General features: G+C 71.7%; 23 protein-coding genes and 1 riboswitch. Of the genes, 11 read left to right on the top strand and 12 right to left on the bottom strand.

All coding sequences use genetic code 11. The features are described from left to right. The first annotated feature begins 33 nt into the window (after positions 1-33). The gene (locus tag DFJ66_RS32380) at positions 34-273 is read left to right on the top strand and encodes a glutaredoxin family protein (protein WP_121226868.1); all 240 of its coding nucleotides are present in this window, start codon (positions 34-36) and stop codon (positions 271-273) included. Beyond that, positions 273-845 carry a hypothetical protein gene (locus tag DFJ66_RS32375; RefSeq protein WP_121226866.1) on the top strand — a complete coding sequence of 191 codons (573 nt, stop codon included), beginning with the start codon at positions 273-275 and terminating at the stop codon, positions 843-845. The genes DFJ66_RS32380 and DFJ66_RS32375 overlap by 1 nt, the downstream gene beginning before the upstream one ends. Here the strand turns inward: DFJ66_RS32375 and DFJ66_RS32370 are convergent. Both DFJ66_RS32370 and DFJ66_RS32365 read right to left on the bottom strand, forming a co-directional pair. Then, positions 825-2,093, bottom strand: a complete 1,269-nt coding sequence (locus DFJ66_RS32370) for an adenosylmethionine--8-amino-7-oxononanoate transaminase (RefSeq protein WP_121226864.1) — start codon at positions 2,091-2,093, stop codon at positions 825-827. The two genes, DFJ66_RS32375 and DFJ66_RS32370, sit on opposite strands and share 21 nt — an antisense overlap. Beyond that, the gene (locus DFJ66_RS32365; protein WP_121226862.1) at positions 2,080-3,306 is read right to left on the bottom strand and encodes a cytochrome P450 family protein; all 1,227 of its coding nucleotides are present in this window, start codon (positions 3,304-3,306) and stop codon (positions 2,080-2,082) included. Before DFJ66_RS32365 ends, DFJ66_RS32370 begins: the two co-directional genes overlap by 14 nt. A gap of 150 nt (positions 3,307-3,456) precedes the next feature. Between DFJ66_RS32365 and DFJ66_RS32360 the strand changes: the two genes are divergently transcribed. Genes DFJ66_RS32360 through DFJ66_RS32350 form a run of 3 tightly spaced genes read left to right on the top strand, consistent with a single transcriptional unit; the run spans position 3,457 to position 6,433 of the window. Further along, positions 3,457-4,731 carry an alpha/beta fold hydrolase gene (locus DFJ66_RS32360; RefSeq protein ID WP_170199786.1) on the top strand — a complete coding sequence of 425 codons (1,275 nt, stop codon included), beginning with the start codon at positions 3,457-3,459 and terminating at the stop codon, positions 4,729-4,731. Positions 4,732-4,751: 20 nt separating this feature from the next. Then, positions 4,752-5,744: a sensor histidine kinase gene (locus tag DFJ66_RS32355; RefSeq protein ID WP_147459416.1), complete on the top strand. Its 993-nt coding sequence runs from the start codon at positions 4,752-4,754 to the stop codon at positions 5,742-5,744. After that, a complete protein-coding gene (locus DFJ66_RS32350) occupies positions 5,741-6,433 on the top strand; it encodes a response regulator (RefSeq protein ID WP_121226856.1) in 693 nt (230 codons plus the stop codon). Before DFJ66_RS32355 ends, DFJ66_RS32350 begins: the two co-directional genes overlap by 4 nt. Here the strand turns inward: DFJ66_RS32350 and dnaE are convergent. Further along, complete coding sequence (dnaE, locus tag DFJ66_RS32345) at positions 6,369-9,905, bottom strand: DNA polymerase III subunit alpha (RefSeq protein ID WP_211351389.1); 3,537 nt, start codon at positions 9,903-9,905, stop codon at positions 6,369-6,371. The genes DFJ66_RS32350 and dnaE overlap by 65 nt on opposite strands. A 148-nt stretch (positions 9,906-10,053) precedes the next feature. Here dnaE and DFJ66_RS42285 point away from each other — a divergent pair, with 148 nt between their 5' ends. Together DFJ66_RS42285 and DFJ66_RS32340 are read left to right on the top strand one after the other, a co-directional pair. After that, positions 10,054-10,314, top strand: coding sequence for a hypothetical protein (locus DFJ66_RS42285; protein ID WP_147459415.1), 261 nt, complete (start codon positions 10,054-10,056; stop codon positions 10,312-10,314). A 69-nt stretch (positions 10,315-10,383) separates the two neighbouring features. Next, entirely contained in the window at positions 10,384-11,295 is a 912-nt protein-coding gene (locus DFJ66_RS32340; RefSeq protein ID WP_121226854.1) for an AsnC family protein, read from the top strand. On the opposite strand, the gene DFJ66_RS32335 is transcribed toward DFJ66_RS32340, so the two are convergent. From DFJ66_RS32335 to DFJ66_RS32300, 8 genes are all read right to left on the bottom strand, one after another. After that, positions 11,245-12,477 carry a multidrug effflux MFS transporter gene (locus DFJ66_RS32335; protein ID WP_121226852.1) on the bottom strand — a complete coding sequence of 411 codons (1,233 nt, stop codon included), beginning with the start codon at positions 12,475-12,477 and terminating at the stop codon, positions 11,245-11,247. The genes DFJ66_RS32340 and DFJ66_RS32335 overlap by 51 nt on opposite strands. Before the next feature lie 68 nt (positions 12,478-12,545). Continuing rightward, on the bottom strand, positions 12,546-12,797 hold the full coding sequence (locus DFJ66_RS32330; RefSeq protein ID WP_147459414.1) for a hypothetical protein: 252 nt from the start codon (positions 12,795-12,797) through the stop codon (positions 12,546-12,548). An 86-nt stretch (positions 12,798-12,883) separates the two neighbouring features. After that, positions 12,884-13,813, bottom strand: a complete 930-nt coding sequence (locus DFJ66_RS32325) for an RluA family pseudouridine synthase (protein WP_121226849.1) — start codon at positions 13,811-13,813, stop codon at positions 12,884-12,886. Continuing rightward, positions 13,810-14,406, bottom strand: a complete 597-nt coding sequence (gene lspA / locus DFJ66_RS32320; RefSeq protein WP_397556332.1) for a signal peptidase II — start codon at positions 14,404-14,406, stop codon at positions 13,810-13,812. Before lspA ends, DFJ66_RS32325 begins: the two co-directional genes overlap by 4 nt. A 22-nt stretch (positions 14,407-14,428) precedes the next feature. Beyond that, positions 14,429-15,745, bottom strand: a complete 1,317-nt coding sequence (locus DFJ66_RS32315; protein WP_121226845.1) for an aminotransferase class V-fold PLP-dependent enzyme — start codon at positions 15,743-15,745, stop codon at positions 14,429-14,431. A gap of 46 nt (positions 15,746-15,791) precedes the next feature. Beyond that, a riboswitch (SAM riboswitch) is annotated at positions 15,792-15,906 on the bottom strand. 51 nt (positions 15,907-15,957) lie between these two features. Continuing rightward, a complete protein-coding gene (locus DFJ66_RS32310; protein WP_121226842.1) occupies positions 15,958-17,439 on the bottom strand; it encodes a potassium/proton antiporter in 1,482 nt (493 codons plus the stop codon). An 806-nt stretch (positions 17,440-18,245) separates the two neighbouring features. Further along, the gene (locus DFJ66_RS32305; protein WP_121226841.1) at positions 18,246-18,527 is read right to left on the bottom strand and encodes a DUF167 domain-containing protein; all 282 of its coding nucleotides are present in this window, start codon (positions 18,525-18,527) and stop codon (positions 18,246-18,248) included. Beyond that, entirely contained in the window at positions 18,520-19,071 is a 552-nt protein-coding gene (locus tag DFJ66_RS32300; RefSeq protein ID WP_121226839.1) for a TetR/AcrR family transcriptional regulator, read from the bottom strand. Before DFJ66_RS32300 ends, DFJ66_RS32305 begins: the two co-directional genes overlap by 8 nt. A gap of 55 nt (positions 19,072-19,126) precedes the next feature. Here DFJ66_RS32300 and DFJ66_RS32295 point away from each other — a divergent pair, with 55 nt between their 5' ends. The 3 genes from DFJ66_RS32295 to DFJ66_RS32285 all read left to right on the top strand — a co-directional run bounded on the left by DFJ66_RS32295 (position 19,127) and on the right by DFJ66_RS32285 (position 20,875). Next, complete coding sequence (locus DFJ66_RS32295; RefSeq protein WP_121226836.1) at positions 19,127-19,567, top strand: SRPBCC family protein; 441 nt, start codon at positions 19,127-19,129, stop codon at positions 19,565-19,567. A 73-nt stretch (positions 19,568-19,640) separates the two neighbouring features. After that, positions 19,641-20,189, top strand: a complete 549-nt coding sequence (locus tag DFJ66_RS32290) for an RNA polymerase sigma factor (RefSeq protein ID WP_121226834.1) — start codon at positions 19,641-19,643, stop codon at positions 20,187-20,189. 107 nt (positions 20,190-20,296) lie between these two features. Continuing rightward, positions 20,297-20,875: an RNA polymerase sigma factor gene (locus DFJ66_RS32285; RefSeq protein ID WP_170200258.1), complete on the top strand. Its 579-nt coding sequence runs from the start codon at positions 20,297-20,299 to the stop codon at positions 20,873-20,875. A 126-nt stretch (positions 20,876-21,001) separates the two neighbouring features. Here DFJ66_RS32285 and DFJ66_RS32280 read toward each other — a convergent pair whose 3' ends face one another. After that, the gene (locus DFJ66_RS32280; protein ID WP_121226830.1) at positions 21,002-21,589 is read right to left on the bottom strand and encodes a helix-turn-helix domain-containing protein; all 588 of its coding nucleotides are present in this window, start codon (positions 21,587-21,589) and stop codon (positions 21,002-21,004) included. 21 nt (positions 21,590-21,610) lie between these two features. Here DFJ66_RS32280 and DFJ66_RS32275 point away from each other — a divergent pair, with 21 nt between their 5' ends. Then, positions 21,611-22,093, top strand: coding sequence for a GNAT family N-acetyltransferase (locus DFJ66_RS32275; protein ID WP_211351388.1), 483 nt, complete (start codon positions 21,611-21,613; stop codon positions 22,091-22,093). Positions 22,094-22,108: the final 15 nt, after the last annotated feature.

The following is a 22,108-nucleotide window of genomic DNA, read 5'->3' as shown; positions in this document are numbered from 1 at the left end:
CGTGACGGCCCGCAGCGTTCTACTCTCACTCGCATGGCTGAGATCGTTCTCTATGGTGCGGACTGGTGCGGTGACTGCCGCCGGGCCAAGGCGTGGCTGCGGGAGCACGAAGTGGCGTTCACCGACGTCGACGTCGAGCACGACGACGCCGCGCGGGACAAGGCGATCGAGATCGCGGGCGGGCGCAAGAACATCCCCGTCATCGTCCTGCCGGACGGCACGGTCCTGGTCGAGCCCACCAACACCCAGTTGGCCGAGGCCATCGGGGTCTGATGGCCAAGAACAAGAGCCGCAAGGCCGCCGCCGCGCCCCCCAAGCCGAAGAACTGGTTCCAACGCCGGTCCAAGGCCCAGCAATCAGCCCTGATCGTCGGCGGCACGTTCGCGGCAGTCGGCGGTCACTTCCTCCTGTGGGGCGCGGTGATCCCGGCGGTGGGCAAGGTCGTCGGCCGGATCCCCGTCGTGTCCACGGTCGTGGGTTGGCTGTTCGCGGGCGCGGCGTTCGCGGCGATCGGCGTGCTGCTGATCAACGAGAAGGCACCCGAGGACACCAGGAAGCGCCTCAAGTGGGTTGCCGGGGTGTGGGGCGCGGTGGCGTTGCTGTGCATCCCGAGCGGGTTCGCCAACGGTGTCGTGCTGCCCACCGACTACTGGGCGGGCGTCTACGCGGGCGCGTACGGCGTGGTCATGGTCCCGTTGGTGTTCATCGCCGGCGCCCTGCTGCTGACGCTCGGCGCGAAGGTCTTGAAGCGCGAGAAGGGACCCACCGAAACCGGCTTCGGGTGGGTCCTGGTCGCCTACAGCTTCCTGCTCCTGATCTGGGGCTCAAGCCTGCTGCGCCTGTGACGCCTCGGCGGCTGCCACCACGGCCGCCGAGATCGCGGCCACGTCCTCCGGGGTGCTGACAAACGGCGGCATCGTGTAGATCAGGTCCCGGAACGGCCGCAGCCACACCCCGTGATCCACCGCCGCCGCCGTAGCCGCCGCCATGTCCACGGGATGATCGAGCTGCACCACCCCGATCGCCCCCAACACCCGCACCTCTCCGGGCGCACCCGCCAGCCCAGCCCTCAGGCCGGCCTCGATCCCCGCCACCTCGCTCCGCCAATCCCGGGACAGCAGCAGGTCGATCGACGCCGACGCCACCGCCGAAGCCAGCGGATTGCCCATGAACGTCGGCCCGTGGGCCAACACCGGCACCTCGCCGCGCGAGATCCCGTCCGCCACCCGAGCCGTGCACAGCGTCGCCGCCATCGACAGATAACCGCCGGTCAGCGCCTTGCCGACACACATCACATCCGGGCTGATCCCCGCATGATCAGCCGCGAACAACTCCCCGGTCCTGCCGAACCCCGTGGCGATCTCGTCGAAGATCAACAGGACGTCATGGGCCAGCGTCAGCTCGCGCAGCACGTGCAGGTACCGCGGGTCGTGGAACCGCATCCCGCCCGCACCCTGTACCACCGGCTCCACGATCACCGCGGCCAGTTCGTCGGCGTGCTGCTCGACCAGCCGCGCCAACTCGTCCACGTACGAGGTCTCCAGGTCGCGCGGCGGCGGGCCGGCGAAGAGCTGGTCGGGCAGCACGCCCCGCCACAGCGAGTGCATCCCGCCCTCGGGGTCGCACACCGACATCGGCTGGAACGTGTCGCCGTGGTACCCGCCGCGCCAGGTCAGCAGCCGCCGCTTCTCCGGACGACCCCGCGAGCGCCAGTACTGCAGGCACATCTTGATCGCGACCTCGACCGACACCGAGCCCGAGTCGCACAGGAAGACGTGCTCCAGCGGCTCGGGCGTGATGTCGACCAGCTTCTTCACCAGGGTCACGGCGGGCTCGTGGGTGAGCCCGCCGAACATCACGTGGCTCATCCGGTCGAGCTGGTCGCGGACGGCGGCGTCGAGCACCGGGTGCCGGTAGCCGTGGATGGCCGCCCACCAGGACGACATGCCGTCCACCAGCTCCCGGCCGTCGTCCAGCCGGAGCCGGACACCCTCCGCCGAGGCGACGACCAGCGGCTGGTGGGTGCCCGGCATCGGGGCGTACGGGTGCCAGACGTGCGCCTGGTCCAGCTTCAGCAGCTCAGTGCGCTCCACGGTCCGAGAGGCTAACCGGCAGCGAGTACAGGCCCCGCATGAGCGTGCTCTCCCGCCACTTCAAGGTGTCCGGCTCGGCGGCCAACGCGATGTCGAACCGGTCCAGCAGCGACCCCACGGCGATCTCCCCCTCCAGCCGGGCCAGCGGCGCACCCAGGCAGTAGTGCACGCCGTGCCCGAACGCGAGGTGACCGCCCGCGGGCCGGGTGATGTCGAAGGTGTCCGCGTCGGGGAACCGCGACTCGTCCCGGTTCGCCGAGATCAGCGACGCCAGCACGAAGTGGCCCTCCGGGATGAGCACGTCACCGACCTGCACGTCCTCGGTGGTGTAGCGGAAGGTGGCCTGGTTGACCGGCCCCTCGTAGCGCAGGAACTCCTCGATCGCGCCCGGCAGCAGGGACCGGTCGGCCCGCAGCTTCTCCAGCTGGTCGGGGTGCTTGAGCAGGTTGAACACGCCGGTGGCGATCAGGTTCACGGTCGTCTCGTGGCCCGCGACCAGCAGCAGGAAGGCCATCGAGATGAGCTCGACCTCGTCCAGCCGGTCGTCGTCCTCGCTGGCGTGGACGAGCGCGGAGAAGAAGTCGTCCCCCGGGTTGGCCCGCTTGTCGGCCACCAGGCCCGCGAGGAACCCGGCCATCGCCTGGCCCGCCTCCTGGAGCAGCTCGGGCTGGTTGCCCGCGACGAGGATGTTCGACCAGCGGCGGAAGTCGTCACGGTGCTCCATAGGCACGTTGAGCAGCTCGCAGATCACCGTGATCGGAAGCGGGAACGCCAACGCCTCGACCAGGTCGACCTCCCCCTGACCGGCGGCGGCCTCCAGCAGCTCGTCGGTGATCTCCTGGATCCGGGGCCGCAGCGCCTCGACCCGCTTGGGCGTGAACGCCTTGGTGACCAGCTTGCGCAACCGGGTGTGGTTGGGCGGGTCGCTGTTGAGCATGTGACGGACCAGCGACTGGTCGAACATCACCGGGTCGCCCTCGCCCTCCCAGTGCCGGGTGGCCACCTCGTTGATGCCGGCGTGGTCCTTGCTGAACCGCGGGTCGGCGAGCACGAAGCGCGCCTCCTCGTACCGGGTGACCAGCCAGACGCGCAGCCCACGCGGCAACACGATCTGGGTGGCCGCGGCCTCCTCGCGCAGCCGCGCGTGGATGCTGTGCGGGTCCACGAAGTACTCCGGGCTGATCCTCATCGCACCCGTCGCAGTCTCCCCCATGGCGGAACCCTTCTGTTGAGTTAACTCTGTTTACTCAACGACCGTGGAGTTCGCAGAGTGCCCGCCCGACTACAACGTCACTCGAACGGAGTAGCGAAGATCTGTCGCAGGGCAGACGACCCGCCACGGTGCGGTTGGTCGGATGGGGACGTGAAAGCACTGATCCTCCCCTTGATCGCGGGTCTGCTGACCACGGGCGCCGCGTCGGCCACGCCGAAGCTCGCCTGGCACGCCTGCCACGACGGACTGGAGTGCTCGGCGCTGGAGGTGCCCGCCGACTGGACCCGGCCGTCCGCCACGATCGCCCTGCCGCTGGTGAAGCTGCCCGCCCGCGCCGACCGGCTGGGCACGCTCGTGGTCAACCCCGGTGGACCGGCCGCCGTCACGCGCAACTTCGCGCTGCCCGGGTACCGCGACCAGTTCGCGGACCTCGCCGCCCGCTTCGACGTCGTCGTGGTGGACCCGCGCGGGCTGGACGTCACGTGCCCCACCGCCGCACCGCCCGCGCTGCCCTCCCCGCTGTCCCCGGACGCCCACGCCGCCTACGCCGCCGCCAACGCCCGGTTCGCGGCGACCTGCCCGCCGCCCGGTCCGCTGCACGCCCGGCAGGTCGCCCGCGACCTGGACGCCCTGCGCCGGGCCTTGGGCGAGCGCCGGCTGAACTACTTCGGCAACTCCTACGGCACCGTGTACGGGCAGGCCTACGCGGCGCTGTTCGGCCACCGCGTCGGCCGGATGTACCTGGACAGCGCGTTCGACCACACCACGCCCGACCTCGCCGAGTGGGTGCGGCCGGGGGCGGTGACCGCGGAGCGGAACCTGCACCGGATGGCCGCCTGGTGCGCCGAGGACCCGGCGTGCGCGCTGCACGGGCAGGACGTCCTGGCCGTGTGGGACCGGGTGGCCGTCGACCCGGTCGTGCTGAACTGGGCGGCGGCGCGGATCGGCAACGACCGGTCGTGGCCCGCGATCGCCACCGCGCTGGTCGAGGGCGTGACCACGGGGCCGACCGTGCCGGACCACCGCCTGGCGCGGACCGCGCTGTGCTCGGACTTCGCGTTCCCCGACGACTTCGAGAGCCTGGAGCGGGTCGAGGACGGGTTGCGCGCGGTCGCGCCGCGCATCGGCTGGGCGGTGCAGCCCTGGCGGGTGTCCGGGCACTGCTCGGGCCTGCCCCGCACCGACCTGGACCCGCCCGCCCCCTTCGACGCACCGGGTCTGCCGCCGGTCCTGGTGGCCAACGGCGAGCACGACCCGCTCACCCCGGCCGCGCACGGCCGCCGCGTCGCGGCCCTGCTGCACGCCGCCTACCTGCCCACCGCCGGCAACCACGGCCTGTACCTGCGCGGCAACACCTGCGTCCGCGACCACGTCCACCGCTACCTGTGGACCGGAACGCTGCCGCCCCGCGACGCCCGCTGCTGACGCCTGTGTACAACGGACCCATGACCGCCGCCGCCGCGCCGACCGATCTCGCGTCGGCCGGCGGCGCGGCGTTCGTCGTGGTCGGGTTGAGCGCGCTCGACGCCACGCCGCTCCCGCCGCCCACGCTCGTCGCCGCCGCTCTGGCCGTCTCCGTGCCCCTGGTGCTGCGCCGGCGCTTCCCCCTCACCGCGGCCCTGGTGTGCGCGGCGGTCGTGGCGGTGGTGGCGGTGCCGGACTGGCCGGGGCGGCTGGTGGCGATGGCCGCGTTCGGCTCGGCCGCGTACCGGCGCCCCGCCGCGCTGGTCCTGCCGCTGTCGGTGGGGTGGCTGCTGGTGCTCGCGGCGGCCGGCACGCGCCCGCCCGGCGCCGCCGCGTTCACCGACCTGGTCCTGCTCGGCCTCGCCCCGGTCGCCGTCGGCCACGCCCTGCGCCTGCACCGGGACCGCGCCGACCAGGCCGTCCGCCTCGCCCGCGCCGAGGACCGGGCCCGCACCGCCCGCGAGGTGCACGACGCCGTGGGCCACCACCTCACCGCCATCCACCTGCAGGCCCGGGCGGTCCGGCGCGTCACCCGCGACCTGCCGCGGGCCGCCGACCACGCCCTGGGGTCCATCGCCGACTCCTCCGCCGCGGCCCTCGCCGAGGTTCGAGACGTCCTGCACGACCACGGCGCCACCCTCGCCGACCTGCCCGCCCTCGCGGAGCGCGCGGGGGCCACGCTCACCCACCACGACCCGCGCCCCCTGCCGGCCCGCGTGGACCACGCCGCCTACCGGGTCGCCCAGGAAGCCCTCACCAACGCCCTGCGCCACTCCGACGCCACCCGGGTGCACATCGACGTCCGCCACACCGCCGAAGGGGTCACGATCACCGTGGAGGACAACGGGTCCACCACCCCCACCACCGAGGTCCCGCGCACCCTGCACGCCCGCGTCCGCGAACTCGGCGGCACCCTCCGCGTCACCCCGAACACCCCCACCGGCTGGCGCGTCCGGGCGGGGCTGCCGACGTGATCCGCACGCTCGTCGCCGACGACCAGGCCCCGGTGCGCTGGGCGCTGCGGCTCGTCCTGGACGCCGAACCGGACATCGAGGTCGTGGCCGAGGCGGGCGACGGCGCCGAAGCGGTGGCGAAGGCCCGCCACGGCGTGGACGTCGTCGTGCTGGACCTGCGGATGCCCCGCCTGGACGGCCTCACCGCCCTGCGTCGCATCGCCGAGTCGGTCAACCCGCCGCCCGCCGCCGTGGCCCTCACCACGTTCGACACCGACGAGTACCTGTTCGGGGCGCTCCGGGCGGGCGCGGCGGGGTTCGTGCTCAAGGACAGCGACCCGGCGCTGCTGGTCGACGCGGTCCGGCTGGCGGCGAGCGGCCAGGGCCTGATCGACCCCAAGGTCACCCGGCGCGCGATCCGCAGGTTCGCCCGGCCCGCCCCGCGGACCGCGGCACCGGACCCGCTGACCCCGCGCGAGCGGGAAGTCCTGCGCCACGTCGCCCGTGGCCTGGGCAACGCCGAGATCGCCGAGGCCCTGCACATCGGCGAGGGCACGGTGAAGACCCACGTGGCGCGGGTGCTGGCCAAGCTCGGCCTGCGCACCCGCGTCCACCTGGTGATCCACGCCTACGAGAACGGCCTGCTCAGCCCAGGCACCCCGGACCCAGCAGCGCCTTCAGGTCGCCCATCAACGACGGCGTCGGGCTGACCCGCAGCGCGTCGTCCAACTTCAGGACGGTGTTCCGGCTCGCGTTGATGATCAGGTTCAGGTGCACCTCGGTGGTCCCCGGGTGCGCCCGCAGGACTTCCTTCAGCGACGTCACCAGCTTCGGGTCGCACCTGGACGCCTGGACCTTCAGCCGCAACGCCTGCGCGCCCAGTTCCGACAGGTCCGGCACCACCAGGTCGTTGGCGATCAGCGAGATCCGGTCCTCCCGCTTGGCCACCCGGGCCTTGACCAGGACGATCGCGTCCTCGGCCACGGACATCCCGTGCACCATGTAGCTCTTCGGGAAGAACAGCACCTCGATGCCACCGGCGAGGTCTTCCAGCTGGGCCGACGCCCAGGGCTCGCCGTTCTTGTTCACCCGCCGGGTCACCGACGCGAGAATGCCGCCCAAGGTCACCTGCGTGCCGTCGGGGACGTCACCTTCCAGGATTCGGGCGATGGAAGCGTCCGAATAGGACTCCAGCACCTGCTCGACACCGTTGAGCGGGTGGCCCGAGACGTACAGGCCCAGCATTTCCCGTTCCAGCGTCAGCTGGTGCTTCGGCTCCCACTGCTCGTCGGGGATCTTGACGTCGAAGGCGCTGCCGACGCCGTCGTCGCCACCGCCGTCGCCGAACAGGTCGAACTGGCCGCGGGCCTCTTCCTTCTTGGTGACCATGATCGCGTCGACGGCCTCGACGTGGATCATGTGCAGGCCCTTGCGCGGGTGGCCCAGGGAGTCGAAGGCGCCCGCCTTGATCAGGGATTCCACGACCTTCTTGTTGCAGACCGTGGCGTCGACCTTGCGCAGGAAGTCCGAGAAGTCGACGAACTTCCCCTTCTCCTTGCGCGCCTTGATGATCGCCTCGACCACGTTGGCGCCGACGTTCCGGATGGCGCCCAGGCCGAAGCGGATGTCGTCGCCGACCGCGACGAACTCGCGTTCGGACTCGTTGACGTCCGGCGGGAGGACGGTGATGCCCATGCGCCGGCACTCGGCGAGGTAGATCGCCGACTTGTCCTTGTTGTCCGAGTTCGTGGTCAGCAGGGCGGCCATGTACTCGCCGGGGAAGTTCGCCTTCAGGTAGGCGGTCCAGTACGCGATCAGGCCGTAGGCGGCGGAGTGCGCCTTGTTGAACGCGTAGTCCGCGAACGGGACGAGGATGTCCCACAACGTCTTGATGGCCTCGGGCGAGTAGCCGTTGTCCAGCATGCCCTTCTCGAAGCCCTCGAACTCCTTGTCGAGGATCTCCTTCTTCTTCTTGCCCATCGCGCGGCGCAGCAAGTCCGCTTGGGCCAGCGAGTAGCCCGCGACCTTCCGCGCGATCGCCATGACCTGCTCCTGGTAGACGATCAGGCCGTAGGTCGTGTCCAGGATCTCGGCGAGCGGCTCTTCGAGCTCCTTGTGGATCGGCACGATCTCCTGCTGCTTGTTCTTGCGCAGCGCGTAGTTCGTGTGCGAGTTGGCACCCATCGGGCCCGGTCGGTACAGGGCGATGACGGCGGAGACGTCTTCGAAGTTGTCGGGCCGCATCAGGCGCAGCAGGTCGCGCAGGGCGCCACCGTCGAGCTGGAACACGCCCAGGGTGTCGCCGCGGCCCAGCAGGTCGTAGGTCTTCTTGTCGTCCAGGGGGACCTGGGTGATGTCGACCTGGCCCTTGCCGTTGAGGGCGATGTTCTTCAGGGCGTCGTCGATGGTGGTGAGGTTGCTCAGGCCCAGGAAGTCCATCTTGAGCAGGCCGAGCGTCTCGCAGGTCGGGTAGTCGAACTGCGTGATGATCGAACCGTCCTGGGGGCGCATCCACACCGGGATGTGGTCCATCAGCGGTTCGGCGGACATGATCACCGCGCAGGCGTGCACGCCGGCGTTGCGGATCAGGCCCTCCAGGCCGCGGCCGGTGTCGATGATCTCCTTGACCTGCGGGTCGGTCTCGTACAGCGCGCGGACCTCGGCGGCCTCGGAGTACCGCTTGTGCGACGGGTCGAACACGCCCGACAGCGGGATGTCCTTGCCCATCACGGCCGGCGGCATCGCCTTGGAGATCCGGTCGGCGACCGCGTAGCCGGGCTGGCCGTACAGGACGCGGGCGGAGTCCTTGATGGCCGCCTTCGCCTTGATGGTGCCGAACGTGATCACCTGGGCGACCTTGTCCTGGCCCCACTTCTCGGTGACGTACCGGATCACGTCACCGCGCCGGCGCTCGTCGAAGTCGATGTCGATGTCGGGCGGGGACACGCGGTCGGGGTTCAGGAACCGCTCGAAGATCAGGCCGTGCGCCAGCGGGTCGAGGTCGGTGATGCCCATCGCGTAGGCGATCAGCGCACCCGCGGCGGAACCACGACCCGGGCCGACGCGGATGCCGTTCTCCTTGGCCCAGTTGATGAAGTCCGCCACGACCAGGAAGTACGACGGGAACCCCATCTGGAGGATGACGCCGATCTCGAACTCGACCTGCTGCCGGTGGACCTCGTCCACACCGTCGGGGAACCGGCGGCGCATCCCCTCCCAGACCTGCTCGCGGAAGTAGTCGGCCTCGGTCATGCCCTCCGGCACCGGGTAGCGCGGCATGAGGTTCTGGAAGGCGAACATGCCGGTGGTGTCGACCTTCTCGGCCACCAGCAGGGTGTTGCGGCACCCCTCCTGCCAGGCGTCGGACGAGTCGATCGCGCGCATCTCCTCCGGCGACTTCAGGTAGTAGCCGGAGCCGTCGAACTTGAACCGGGTCGGGTCCTGGAGGGTCTTGCCGGTCTGCACGCACAGCAGCGCGTCGTGCGCGTCGCGGTCCTCGGCGAAGGTGTAGTGGCTGTCGTTGGTGACCACGAACGGGATGGCCAGCTTCTTCGCGATCTCCAGCAGGCCGCCGCGGACCCGGCTCTCGATCTCGATGCCGTGGTCCATCAGCTCGACGAAGAAGTTGTCGGCGCCGTAGATGTCCCGCCACTTGGCGGCGGCCTCCAGCGCCTCCTTCTCGTGACCGAGCCGCAGCCGGGTCTGCACCTCGCCGGACGGGCAGCCGGTGGTCGCCATCAGGCCCGCCGAGTGCTCGGCGACCAACTCGGCGTCCATGCGCGGCCACTTGCCCAGCTGGCCCTCGGTGGACGCGCGGCTGGACAGCTTCATCAGGTTGTGCAGGCCCTCGTTGTTCCGGGCCCAGATCGTCTGGTGCGTGTACGCGCCGCTGGCGGAGACGTCGTCGGCCTTCTGGCCGGGGTCGCCCCACAGGACGCGCTTCTTGTTGAAGCGGGAGTCGGGCGCCATGTAGGCCTCGATCCCGACCACGGGCTTGATGCCGGCCGCCGTCGCCTGCTTGTAGAAGTCGTAGGCGCCGTACATGTTGCCGTGGTCGGTGATGGCGGCGGCGGTCATGCCGAGGCGCTCGCACTCGGCGAACATGTCCTTCAGCTTCGCCGCGCCGTCGAGCATCGAGTACTCGGTGTGCACGTGGAGGTGCACAAACGAGTCCGCCACCATGCCTCCTCGAAGATCGGGACTGCCCGGTGGGAAGGCACGGGCACGATGCCCCCGACCCTACCCCTCGCACGCCGGCGGGACACACGGCCCGGACCCTCCGCTCGCGACGATTTTCACCCACCGGCACGAGGACCACGCGCACCCCCGCTTGGCGAGTCGCGAGCGGCCGGCGGACGTGGGCACGGGCTGCCGACACGGGCTGCTGGCACGGGCGGGCGGCTGGCACGGGCGGGCGGCGCGGGCGCGCGGAGGCGGCCGGGCGCGGGCCGAGGCGGCTGGAGCGGGCGGGCGGCGCGCGGCGCGGGCGGACGGCGGGCGGCTGGCGCAGGCGGCCGGGCGCGGGCTGTCGCGGGCCGCCGGAGGGGGCCGGCGTGGGCGGCTGGAGCGGGCTGCCGCGGGTGGGTGGTGATGGGTCGATCCGGTGATCGGCGGCGGGGCGATGGCGCGTAGATCTTGTCGGACGGGTAGCGTTCCCCGTGTGGTAGCGCCGGATCCCGTCGACGCCCGTCTCCTGGCCATGCTCGCCGAGATGGGTCGTGCCGCCGTGCACGAGCTGGCCGCGAGACTGGGGATGGACCCGCGCGAGGCGGCCACCCGGCTGATCACCCTGTCCGGCAGCGGCCTGCCCCTGCTGGTGGGCGTCGAGTGCGACCCCAACGGCATCCGCAAGGCCCTGGCCAACAGCGTCGCCTGGGGCAGCTACACCGGCCCGGCCAACCCGGCCCGGGGCACGCCCAGCGGCCCGTACCCGCAGCAGCCCGGCACCGCCTCCGGCCCCTACCGCCAGGGACCGCCCAGCGGCCCGTTCCCGGCCCAGTCCGGCCCGACGCCCGTCCACTCGGCACCCGTGCACTCCGGGCCGGTGCCGGTGCACTCCGGTCCCGTGCCCGTCCAGGAACCCCAGAACACGTGGGGCGTGCCCGGGACGTCGAGCTGGGCGCGGGGTGAGCAGGCGCCCGCCCCTCGGTCGCGCACCGGCAAGGTCGGCAGCACCCTGGAGACCGAGGGCCTGGAGGGTGCGCGGTTCACCATCCAGCTGGTCGAGGTGGTCGACCCGGCGGACTTCCTGTTCACGGCGGCCGGCTACAAGCTCGCCGACGGGGAGCGCGCGGTCGTGGTGCACACCGAGCTGAACAACATCGGCACGGTGCCGTTCACCGCGCTGCCGGACATGTACCTGGTCCTGATGACCAACACCGGCGAGACGATCAGCAAGGCCCCGGTCTCGCTGTCGTCCCGCCCGCCGCACAAGATCGGCGTGCAGCCCGGCGAGACCGCCGGCGGCCACACCGTCTACATCCTGCCGGAGAACACCCGGGTCACGTCGATCCGCTGGAGCTCACGACCGGAGACCGACCTCAACACCCTGGTCTGGGTCGTCGACGACTAGGTCGCGGGTGACGCCCGCGTCCCCGCGGGTCAGCAGCAGCCCGATCAGCAACGCCAGCACGGTCGCCGCCGCGATCACCACCACCATCGGCAGGGTGCTGCCCGACCCGAACGCCCCCACCAGCGGCGCCAACGACCCGGCGACCACGAACCTGGTCACACCCAGCACCGCCGACGCGCTGCCCGCCGCCTCGGCGTACCGGGCCATCGCCAGGGTCGCCGCGTTCGGCGTCAGCACGCCCACGCTGGTGGTCACGACGAACAACGACACCAGGAACGCGACCAGCCCCCCACCCAGCAACGCGGTGGCCAGCAGGCCGGTCCCGCCGGCCGCGCCCATGCCCAGCCCCAGCCACAGCAGCGCCTTGGGCACGACCCGGCCGGTCAGCGCCGTGTTCAGCAGGCCCGCCAGGAAGATCGCCACGCTGTTCGCCGCGAACACCACGCTGAACTGCTGCGGCGACAGCCCGAACACGCCCTGGAGCACGAACGACGCCCCGGCCACGTACCCGAACAACGCGCCCAGGGACAGGGCCGACGCCAGCGCGTAGCCGAGGAACGCCCGATCGGCCAGCAGCCCGCCGAAGGCGCGCGTGGTCGCGGAGAGGCGGGCCGGCCTGCGGCGTTCCGGCGGCAGGGTCTCGGGCAGGGCGACCAGCAGCACCACCAGCAGCACCACCGCGACCAGCGCGAGGGCGACGAACGTGCCGCGCCAGGTGGTGAACCGCAGGAGCTGCCCGCCCAGGACCGGGGCCAGCACCGGCCCCAGGCCGTTGGTCATCATCAGCAGCGACATGAACCGGGCCATCGCCAGGCCCTCGAACCGGTCCCGGGCGATCGCCAGGGCCAGCACGAACCCGCACGCCACGGCGAACCCCTGCACCAGCCGCACCGCAGCCAGCGCACCCGCCGACGGCGCCGCCGCGCACACCAGCGAGACCACCGCGTACAGGACGACGCCGGACAGCAGCGGACGGCGGCGGCCCCACGAGTCGGACAGGGTGCCGACGACGAGTTGGCCGATCGACATGCCGATGATGAAGGTGGTGAGCGAGAGCTGGACGTGGGACTCGCTCGCGCCGAACTCCCGGGCCATGGCCGGGAACGCGGGCAGGTTGGTGTCGATGGACAGCGGGCCCAGCAGGCACAGGGCGCCGAGCAGGATGATCAGTCTCGTCCTCATGGATCCCCCCGGTTCCACTCGGAGCTGTGTGGTGGTGGAACGCCCGGCGGGCGGCGGGATGCGCCCGGTCACCCGTTCCGGCGAAGCAGCTTGCCCAGGAACGACCGCTTCGCCGGCGGCTCGACGTGGTCCGGGACCGGTGCGTCGGGCGGGCCGGCGTGCGCGGGGCCGGCGTGCGCGGGGCCGGTTTCGGCTGGTGGAGGTGGCCCGGGGAGGTCGCCGCCGATCACCGCGGGTGCCACCGTGAAGCCGTCCGGGTCCTCCGGCCGCGCGAAGCCCTGCGGCGGTGTGAGATCGGCGTCGCCGTACTGCGTGGACACCACAACTACCTCCCCCTGCTGGTCCGGCCCTTGATCCGAACGTTACGCGAGCGCGACCCCCGGCGGCAGGCGGTGATCGGGGGAGGTCAGCCCTCCGCGCGGAGGACGTCCAGCGCGCCCTGGAGGTCCGCCGGGTACTCGCTGGTGAACTCGACCCACTGGCCGTCCGCCGGGTGGTGGAACCCGAGGGTCCGGGCGTGCAGCCACTGCCGGGTCACGCCCAGCCGCTTGGCCAGCACCGGGTCCGCCCCGTACGTCAGGTCGCCCACGCACGGGTGGCGCAGCGCCGAGAAGTGCACCCGGATCTGGTGGGTGCGCCCGGTCTCCAGGTGCACGTCCAGCAGCGACGCGGCCCGGAACGCCTCGGCCACCTCGTAGTGGGTGATGCTGGGCTTGCCGTTGGCCATCACGGCGAACTTGTAGTCGTGCTTGGGGTGCCGGTCGATGGGCGCGTCGATGGTGCCCCGGATCGGGTCGGGGTGGCCCTGCACCAGCGCGTGGTACAGCTTCTCGACGGTCCGCTCCTTGAACGCCGCCTTGAGCACCGAGTACGCGTGCTCACTCTTGGCGACGACCATCACGCCGGTGGTGCCGACGTCGAGCCGGTGCACCACGCCCTGCCGCTCGGCCGCGCCGGACGTGGCGATCCGCACCCCCGCCGCAGCCAGGCCGCCGACCACGGTGGGACCGGTCCACCCGGGGCTGGGGTGCACGGCCACGCCGACCGGCTTGTCCACCACGATCACGTCGTCGTCCTCGTGCAGGACGACCAACCCCTCCACGGGGACAGCCTGCACCTGCACGGGCCGCTCCGGCTCGGGCAGGGTGACCTCCAGCCACGCGCCCGCGACCAGCCGGTCGGACTTGCCCGCCGGGCGCCCGTCCAGCACGACGTCCCCGGACTCGGTCAGCGCCGCCACGGCGGTGCGGGACAGGCCCAGCAGCTTGGCCAGGCCCGCGTCGACGCGCATCCCGTCCAGCCCGTCGGGCACGGGCAACGTGCGGTAGCCGCTCATGCGTTCTTCCCCACGGACTTCTTCTCGACGCGGCTGCCGTCGTAGTCGCGTTGCATGATCGCCATGAGGACGATCACCGCGCCGCCCACGCAGATGGCGGAGTCGGCGACGTTGAACACCGGGAAGAACGCCCCGTACGGCTCGACCACGGAGATGAAGTCCACGACGTGCCCGCGCAGCGGCCCCGGTCCCCGGAAGATCCGGTCGGCGAGGTTGCCCAGCGCACCGCCCAGCACCAGTCCGAGGCCGATCGCCCAGCCCACGGACCGCAGCTTGCGGGCGATCCACAGGATGAACCCGACCACCCCGCACGCGATCAGCGCGAGGACCACGGTGTAGCCCTCGGCCATGCCGAACGCGGCGCCGGAGTTGCGCAGGAAGGACAGGTAGACCAAGCCGCCGAGCAGCTCGATCGGCGGCTGCCCCTCCAGCTGCTGCACGGCGACGATCTTGGTCACCAGGTCCAGCGCGAAGACCACCGGCGCGATGAGCGCGAGCAGCAGCACCCGCTTCGGGGGCAGCGGCTTCTCGGCCGCGGACGTCTGCTCGACCTCCGCGGGCTCGGCGGGTTCGGCGTTGGACTCGGTGCTCACCGGGCCATTGTCCAGCATCGCCTCAGCGCAGGAACGGCGGGAGCGGGCGCCGGTCGTCCACCGGGGTCCAGCGGCCGTCCACGACCTCGTACTCCCAGCGCGGCCCCTCCAGCACCAGCGACCGCAGCGCGGCCACCAGCCGGTCCACGTGCTCGACCGTCGTACCCAGGCCCAGCGACGCCCGCAGCGCCCGCTGCCCGTCGGTCAGCCGGTGCACGGCGACGTGCGCGCAGAACGCCCCGTCGCGCACGCCGATGCCGTGCTCGGCGGACAGCGCGGCGGCCAGGAAACCGGCGTCCTGCCCGCGCACCACGAAGCTCACCACGCCGACCCGGTCGTGCTCGGCCCCGAACAGCGCCAGCTCGCAGACCCCCGGCACGGTCGCCAGGCCCGCGCGCAGCCGGGTCAGCAGCTCCCGCTCGTGCGCCACGGTCTGCTCCCAGTGCCGGCCCAGCACGTCGCACGCCACGGCCAGGGCGTGCACGCCGACGACGTTGGGCGACCCGGCCTCGTGCCGCTCGGGCACCGCCGACCAGGCCACGCCGAGCCGGTCGCCGTGGTCGCTGACCCGGGCCGTCGCGCCGCCGCCCACCAGGTACGGCTCGGCGGCCTGCAACCAGTCCGCGCGCCCGACCAGCACGCCCGCGCCGAAGGGGGCGTAGACCTTGTGCCCGGACAGCACGGCGTAGTCGACGTCCAACGCCTTCAGGTCCACCGGGCGGTGCGGGGCGAGCTGGGCGGCGTCCAGGGCGATCCGCGCGCCGTGCCGCCGGGCCACGGCCGCCAGCTCGGCCACCGGCCACACCTCGCCGGTCACGTTGGACGCGCCGGTCACCACCACCAGCCGAGGCCCGACCGGGGCCTCCCGCAACGCCCGGTCCAACTCCAACACCGCCGCACCGGCGCTGGACGGCGTCCGCAACCGCCGCACGTGCGGCCCGCGCCACGGCAGCAGGGCCGCGTGGTGCTCGGTGTCGAACAGGACCACCGCGGTCCGCTTCGGCAGGCTGCGGGCCAGCAGGTTCAAGGCGTCGGTGGTGTTGCGGGTGAACACGACGGTGTCACCCGTCCGGGCCCCGAGGAACCTCCTCACGGAGTCCCGCGCCTGCTCGTAAACCTTCGTCGACACCTGGGACGCGAAGCCCGCACCCCGGTGCACGCTCGCGTACCAGGGCAGCAGCTCGTCCACGGCGTCACGGACCTGCTCCAGACAGGGCGCGCTGGCCGCGTGGTCGAGGTTGGCGTACTCGACGCGCTCGCCGGTCACCAGCGGCACGCGCAGCGACGCGCCGACGACACGGGGCAGAGCGGCGATGGATCCGGGGACTGCGACGGTCACGACACCCTCCGGTGGGGTCCAGGCGGACTCCGCTGCCGTCGAGGGAGGCCCGCGCTTGCCCGACGCCCTCCGCGCCAGGCCAGGTCCTCATCGGGGGCACCCCACCGCGGTAGGAGGGTTGCCGGCCAGCTAGCCCGAGCTTCGCGCTGGCACTCATGACCTTGGCCCCGACGTTAACCCACCACCGGAGCCCGAGTCGAGCGGCGTTCACATCATGGGAGACCGGTGTCGCCCTTCCAGCGCGCGTACCGGCCGGCCCGGTCGACCGCGCGAATGCGCTGCTCGGTGGCGGTGCGGGCGCTGTCGGTGCAGACGACCAGGAGCTGGTCGTGCTCCTGGAGCCGGGTCGTGGCCTGCGGCGTGAACCCTTCGTCACCCCGCACCACCAGGCTCACCGACGCACCCGGCGGCAGCCGCAGCTCGCTCAGGTAGACGCCGTGCAGCTTCGACCCACGCTGGATGCGCACCTGCAGCAGTTCCGCGCCCAGTTCATCCAGCGCCGACGAGTCCACCTGGACCTCCCGCGCCTCCCCCGACTTCTCCAACTTCAGCCAGCGCGCCAGCCACGGCAACGTGCTGCCCTGCACCACCGTCAGCACCACGACCAGCACGAACACTGCGTCCACGAGGTTCTGCGCACCCGGCACGTTCTGGATCAAGGGGATGAGCGCGAACACGATCGGCACCGCACCCCGCAGCCCGGACCACGAGATGAACACCTGCTCCCGCCACGGCACCCGAAACGGCAACGCCGCGCACAACACCGACAACGGCCGTGCCAACAACACCAACACCCCACCCGCCACCAAAGCGGGCACGAGCGCCTCCAGCAGCCGCCCAGGCGAGGCGTACAGCCCGAGCAACACGAACAACCCGATCTGGGCGATCCAGCCCAGCCCTTCGGCGAACGACAACGTGTCCGCCCGATGCGGCAGCCGCGCATTCCCCAACACCAACGCGGCGGTGTAAACGGCAAGGAATCCAGACGCATGCGCCAAATCACCCGCGGTATAAGCGAGCAAACACACCGCCACAGTCGCCAACGGGTACAACCCGGTAGCCGGCAACGCCGCCCGCCGCAGCCCGGCTCCACCAAGCCACCCCAGCGCCACACCGATAGCGCCACCCGCCGCCAACTCGTAGACCATGAGCACCGGCGCGGTCCAAGAAACCGGATCAGGCGAGGCGAGCAGGACGACCGCGATGTAGACGGGCGCGTCGTTGATCCCGGACTCCAACTCCAACGCCCCGGTCAACCGCTTGCCCACCCCCACCCCGCGCAACACGCTGAACACCGCCGCCGCATCGGTCGAAGACAGCACCGCTCCCCACAGCAGCGCCGTGCGCCAGTCGAGGCCGAGCAGTTCGTGCAACGCGAACCCGGTGACCCCGATGCTCACGCCGACGGACACTGTGGACAGTGCGATCCCCAACCCCAGCGCGGGTTTCACCGCCGTCCACCGCGTGGTCAGCCCACCTTCGGTGAGGATCAACACGAGCGCGGCCGTGCCCAGCGAACGGGTGAGGTCGGCGTCGTCGAACGGGATGCCCAGCACGGATTCGCCGAGCAGCACGCCGATGCCGAGGTAGAGCAGGAGCGAGGGCAGACCAAGCCGTATCGACACCCGCACCGCGATGACGGAGAGCAGCAGAACCGCGGCGCCGATGCCGAGGAAGGCCGTCACACCACCCACACGACCTCCCTGTTGTTCACCCGGTGGTGGTCATTCTCCCCGGTGACCCCGATCTGGACTAATCGGGCACCAGGCCACCCGCCCCCTCCACCCGCACCACGGGCCATCGGCGAGCCGTCGATCGACAGTCCGCCTGCTTTGCCGGTTGGCAGTCCACCGGAAGGACACAACCCAACTCGGGCTTCTTGCTTTTGTCATCTCCGTATGGCCTGCCCGAAGGGCTACCACAGATTTCCCCGGGTGCAGCCGAAAGTTTTTGCGAGGAACGAGCAAAAAGTTTTAGCGGCACCCGGGGAAATCTGTGGTAGGCTCCGCCAGGCCATACGGAGATGACAAAAGCAAGAAGCCCCCGCCGTTGCAGTTGAGTCATCTTTGGCGGCCTGCCCGCCGGCGAGGCTCTTTTCATCTTTGAACCGGAACGCTCCGCTCTCAAGCCGAACGCGCTTCGCGCTCCTGGGAGCGCTGGCGCGCTCTCAAGATCGAAAGATCAAAAGCGGCGCTCGCCGCGCGGCAGGCCGCCAGCGGGGGGGGTGAAGGGCGTCGGTTCCCCCGCCGTATGGCCTGGCGGAGCCAACCACATTTTGGGCCGGGTGCCGCTAAAACTTTTTGCTCGTTCCTCGCAAAAACTTTCGGCTGCACCCGGCCCAAAATGCGGTAGCCCTTCGGGCAGGCCATACGGCGGGGGAACCGAGGCCCTCCACCTGTGGTTGAGAGCACCACACGCAGCGCGCTGCGCGCGCTTACAGTAAACGGAACCCTCCGCCCCCAAGCCCACGCTTCGCGCTCGAGAGCGCTGCGCTCGGGAGTCAGCCGGCGAGCAGACGTTCGAGGGTTTCCCGGGCATCACCCGGAGCGGGTTCGAGTTCCACGACCTTGTCCCGGCCGCGTTCGCCGTGCACCACACGCACGTCCTGCCGACGCACCCCGAAAGCGGCGGCCAAAGCTCGGCGAACCGCCTCGTTCGCCTTGCCCTCCACAGCCGGCGCGGCCACCGCGACCACCAAAGCGCGCTCGCCCCACCGGCCACCCACCGCGTCGCGCTTGGCACCGGGCTTCACCCGGACCCCGAACCGGAACGGCTCAGCCACGGCTGACCACCGCCGCGATCGTGTCCTCCAGCAGCGCCCGCCGGCCGGTGACCACGTGCGGGGCGGCGATCAGCAGTTGCGCCTGTCCCAGGTAGACCGAGTACGCCAGCACGGCACGGTGGTGCGCGACCTCGCCGACGAAACCCAACGCCGCGAACAACTCTTCCAAGTACGCGATCCGGCGTTCGGTGACCCGGTTGAGCACGGGCGCCACCGCCGGGTCGTCCTTGGCCGCGAGCATCGCCAGTTCGATCGCGCTGGCCGCCGGGTCCTCCAGGACGTACGCGAACAAGGTCCGCAGCTTGTCCATCGGCGTCGACCTGGCCTCGACCAACTCGATCACGGCTTCGGTGTGCTCGCGTTCCCAGCGCTCCAGCGTCGCCTTGAGCAGGGCCTCGCGGTTCGGGAAGTGCCAGTACGCGCTGCCCTTGGTGGCGCCGATCCGCGCGGCCAGCGGTTCCACGGCCACGGCCGTGACCCCGCCTTCGGCCAGGGCCTCCAACGCCACAGCGGTCCAGTCGTCCTTGGTCCGGCGCTTCGTCACAGCGCCATACGCTACCGTACGGTCACGTTCCATACGGTACCGTACGGAGGCTCAGATGATCATGAACGTGCACACCCGGATGCTTCCCCCGCGTGGCGACTGGGTCGAACGCGCGATAAGCGCATGGCCGTCGAAGGACTGGCCGCCGCTGGTGCTGGACCGCCCGCTGGGCGTGGGCGCGGACGGCGGGCACGGCTTCGTCCGCTACCGCTGCACCGCCTACGAACCCGGCAAGCGGGTCGAGTTCACCTTCACCCGGTTCATCACCGGGACCCACTCCTTCGAGGTCGTCCCGGGCGGGGTGCGGCACGTGCTCACCGGCCGCCCGATCGGGTGGATGCACCTGGGTTGGCCCCTGGCGCTGCGCTGGCTGCACGACGCTCTGATCGAAGACCTGCTGGACAACCTCAGCGCCGAAGCCGGTGTCGAGCACCGCCCGGCGCGCTGGTCGTGGTGGGTGCGGGCGATGCGGGCGGTGGCCGGCCGGTTCGTCTGAGAAACCCGGGGCGTCCACAACCGGCGCCGGCGTCCGTCTTCCCAGTACCGGGCGCTGACCAGAGGGAGGGTTCGTGACACCGGGGAACTCCGATGACCACGCGGCTTCCTTCAGCGACTTCTACCACCGCGAGCGGACCAGGCTGTTCCGGTTCGCCGCGGTGATGTCCCCGCACCTGGACCACGAGTCCGCGGTGCAGGAGGCGTTCGTCGGCGCCTGGCGGCACTGGCCGACCATCAGTCCCGCCGCCCGCCGCGCGTGGCTGGTCAAGACGATCCGCAACCTGCTGGTCGACCAGTCCCGCCGCCTGGAACGACCCAGCGAGGTGACCGACGAGGTGATCGCGAGGTCCCGCCTGCTCGTCCAACGCCACCGCGAAGCCGAGACGTGGCACGAGCTCAACTCCACCCTGGCCGCCATCGCCCGCCTGCCCGACCGGCTGCGCACCGCGCTCGTGCTGCGCTTCTGGGACTTCGGCGACGACGAGATCGCCGACGTGCTGGGATGCGGGCGGGACTCGGTGCGCCGGTACGTCTCCGAGGCCCGCGCCCGGATCAGCGCGGTCGTGGGCAACGCCGAGCGCCGGGCCAGGTCGCCGCGCCGAGGGAAGGAGACGCCATGACCGACGACACCCCCGACCTCGACCCGAAGCTCGCCGACCTGCGCGCGGAGCTGTCCGAGGCGATCCCGGACGACCCGGCCGAGGACGACCTGGGCGTGGCGGCGATCATGGCCCAGGCCAGCCCGCCCACCTCCACCCCGGAACGCCACGCCGCCCTCCTGCTGGCCGCCCGGGACGGCGACCGGTCCGCCCTGGACGCCCTGGTCACCGAGCTGACCCCGCTGGTCTGGCACGTGGCCAGGGGCAACGGCCTGGACCAACCCACCGCCGAGGACGTGGTGCAGACGGTGTGGCTCAGCCTCCTGCGCCACCTGGACCGGATCGCCCAGCCCCGCGCCCTGGCGGGGTGGCTGATCGTCACCACCCGGCGCGAGGCGCAACGGGCGTGGCGGGAGCTCAACGGCCGCCCGGCCCTGTCGTCGGACTCGGCCCTGGACGTGGCCGACACCCGGTGGCTGCCGGAGACCGAAGCCCTGCGGGACGACCGGGACCGCCGCCTGTGGCGGGCCTTCTCCGAGCTGCCCCGGCGCTGCCAGGAGGTGCTGCGCCTGACGGTGCTGGCGGGCCGGGCCGAGTACCGGGCGGTGGCGGAGGCGCTGTCCATGCCGAGGGGCAGCATCGGCCCGACCCGGGGCCGGTGCCTGACCACCCTGCGCACCCTGCTGGACCGGGAGGGAGGTGTCTGACCTTGGACGACGAGATGGTGTGGCTGGAGGAACTGGTGGACCGGCTCGACCCGCCGCCACCGCACCTGGTGGAGTCGATCCACCTCCTCATCACGGTGTGCCAAGCCCTGACCTGAGCCGGCGGGGTCAGGGAAGGACCAGCGCGAGCGCGTAGCGGGCCGGGTCGGGGCCGAGGCTGCGCCACCGTGAGCTGCCCCAGAGGCGGAAGCGCAGGCAGTCGCCGGCTCGGGCCTCGTGCACCGAGCCGTCGACCGTCACCTCCACCGCGCCCGCCAAGATCCACGCGTGGTGCTCCAGGCCCGGCACGGGCGAGCCCTCGTAGGCGATGTCCGCGCCGGCCCGCAGGGTGACTTCGACGACCTCGCCGCGCAGCCCGGCCGACGGCGGCGACACGGACCGGCGGGTGATGCCGGCGTCGTCGTCGTGCCACACGGGCTGCCGGTCGGCGGGCACCAGCGGTGACGGCGCCGGTTCCACCTCGGCCAGCAGTCGGGACATGGTCAGCTCGTAGGTCGCGCACAGCTTGCTCAGCAACGCCGTGGTGGGGCTGATCTCCGCGCGTTCCAGCCGGGACAGCGTCGACCGGCTGACACCCGAACGCCGTGCCAGGTCCTCCAGCGACCACGCCCGCTGGGTGCGCAGCTCGGCGAGCCGCGCGGCCAGGCGCAGGTCCAGGTCCAGGTCGTGACCCGCACCACTCTCAGTCTGTCCCACATCGGAGATACTATCCCGAATATGAGAGACACGCTGTCGATCGAGCCCGACGACCTCACCCGCCGGCCGGTCCGGGACCTGATCACCGAGCACCTCGCCGAGATGTACTCGGTGTCGCCCGCCGAGAGCGTCCACGCCCTCGACCACGCGCAGCTGCTCAAGGACGGCGTGTCGTTCTTCACGGCGTGGAGCGGGGACACCCTCCTCGGCTGCGCCGCGCTGCGGGAACTCTCCCCCTCCGAAGGGGAGGTCAAGGCGATGCGGACCCGGCCGGAGGCCCGCGGGCGCGGTGTGGGCGGGCACCTGGTCGCGTTCCTGGTCGAGGAAGCCCGCCGGCGCGGCTACCGCCGGCTCAACCTGGAGACGGGCACCCAGGACTTCTTCGCCCCGGCCCGCCGGCTCTACGCCCGCCACGGCTTCGTGCCCACCGGACCGTTCGGGCACTACGGCCCGGACCCGCTGAGCTACTTCATGACCCTCGACCTCACCGCTCCGCAGAACTGAAACGCCGGGACTCCC

This window comes from Saccharothrix variisporea (assembly GCF_003634995.1).
Taxonomy (GTDB): domain Bacteria; phylum Actinomycetota; class Actinomycetes; order Mycobacteriales; family Pseudonocardiaceae; genus Actinosynnema; species Actinosynnema variisporeum.
Note: the sequence above shows the minus strand (reverse complement) of the source record. Positions and strands in the feature narration are given on the sequence as shown.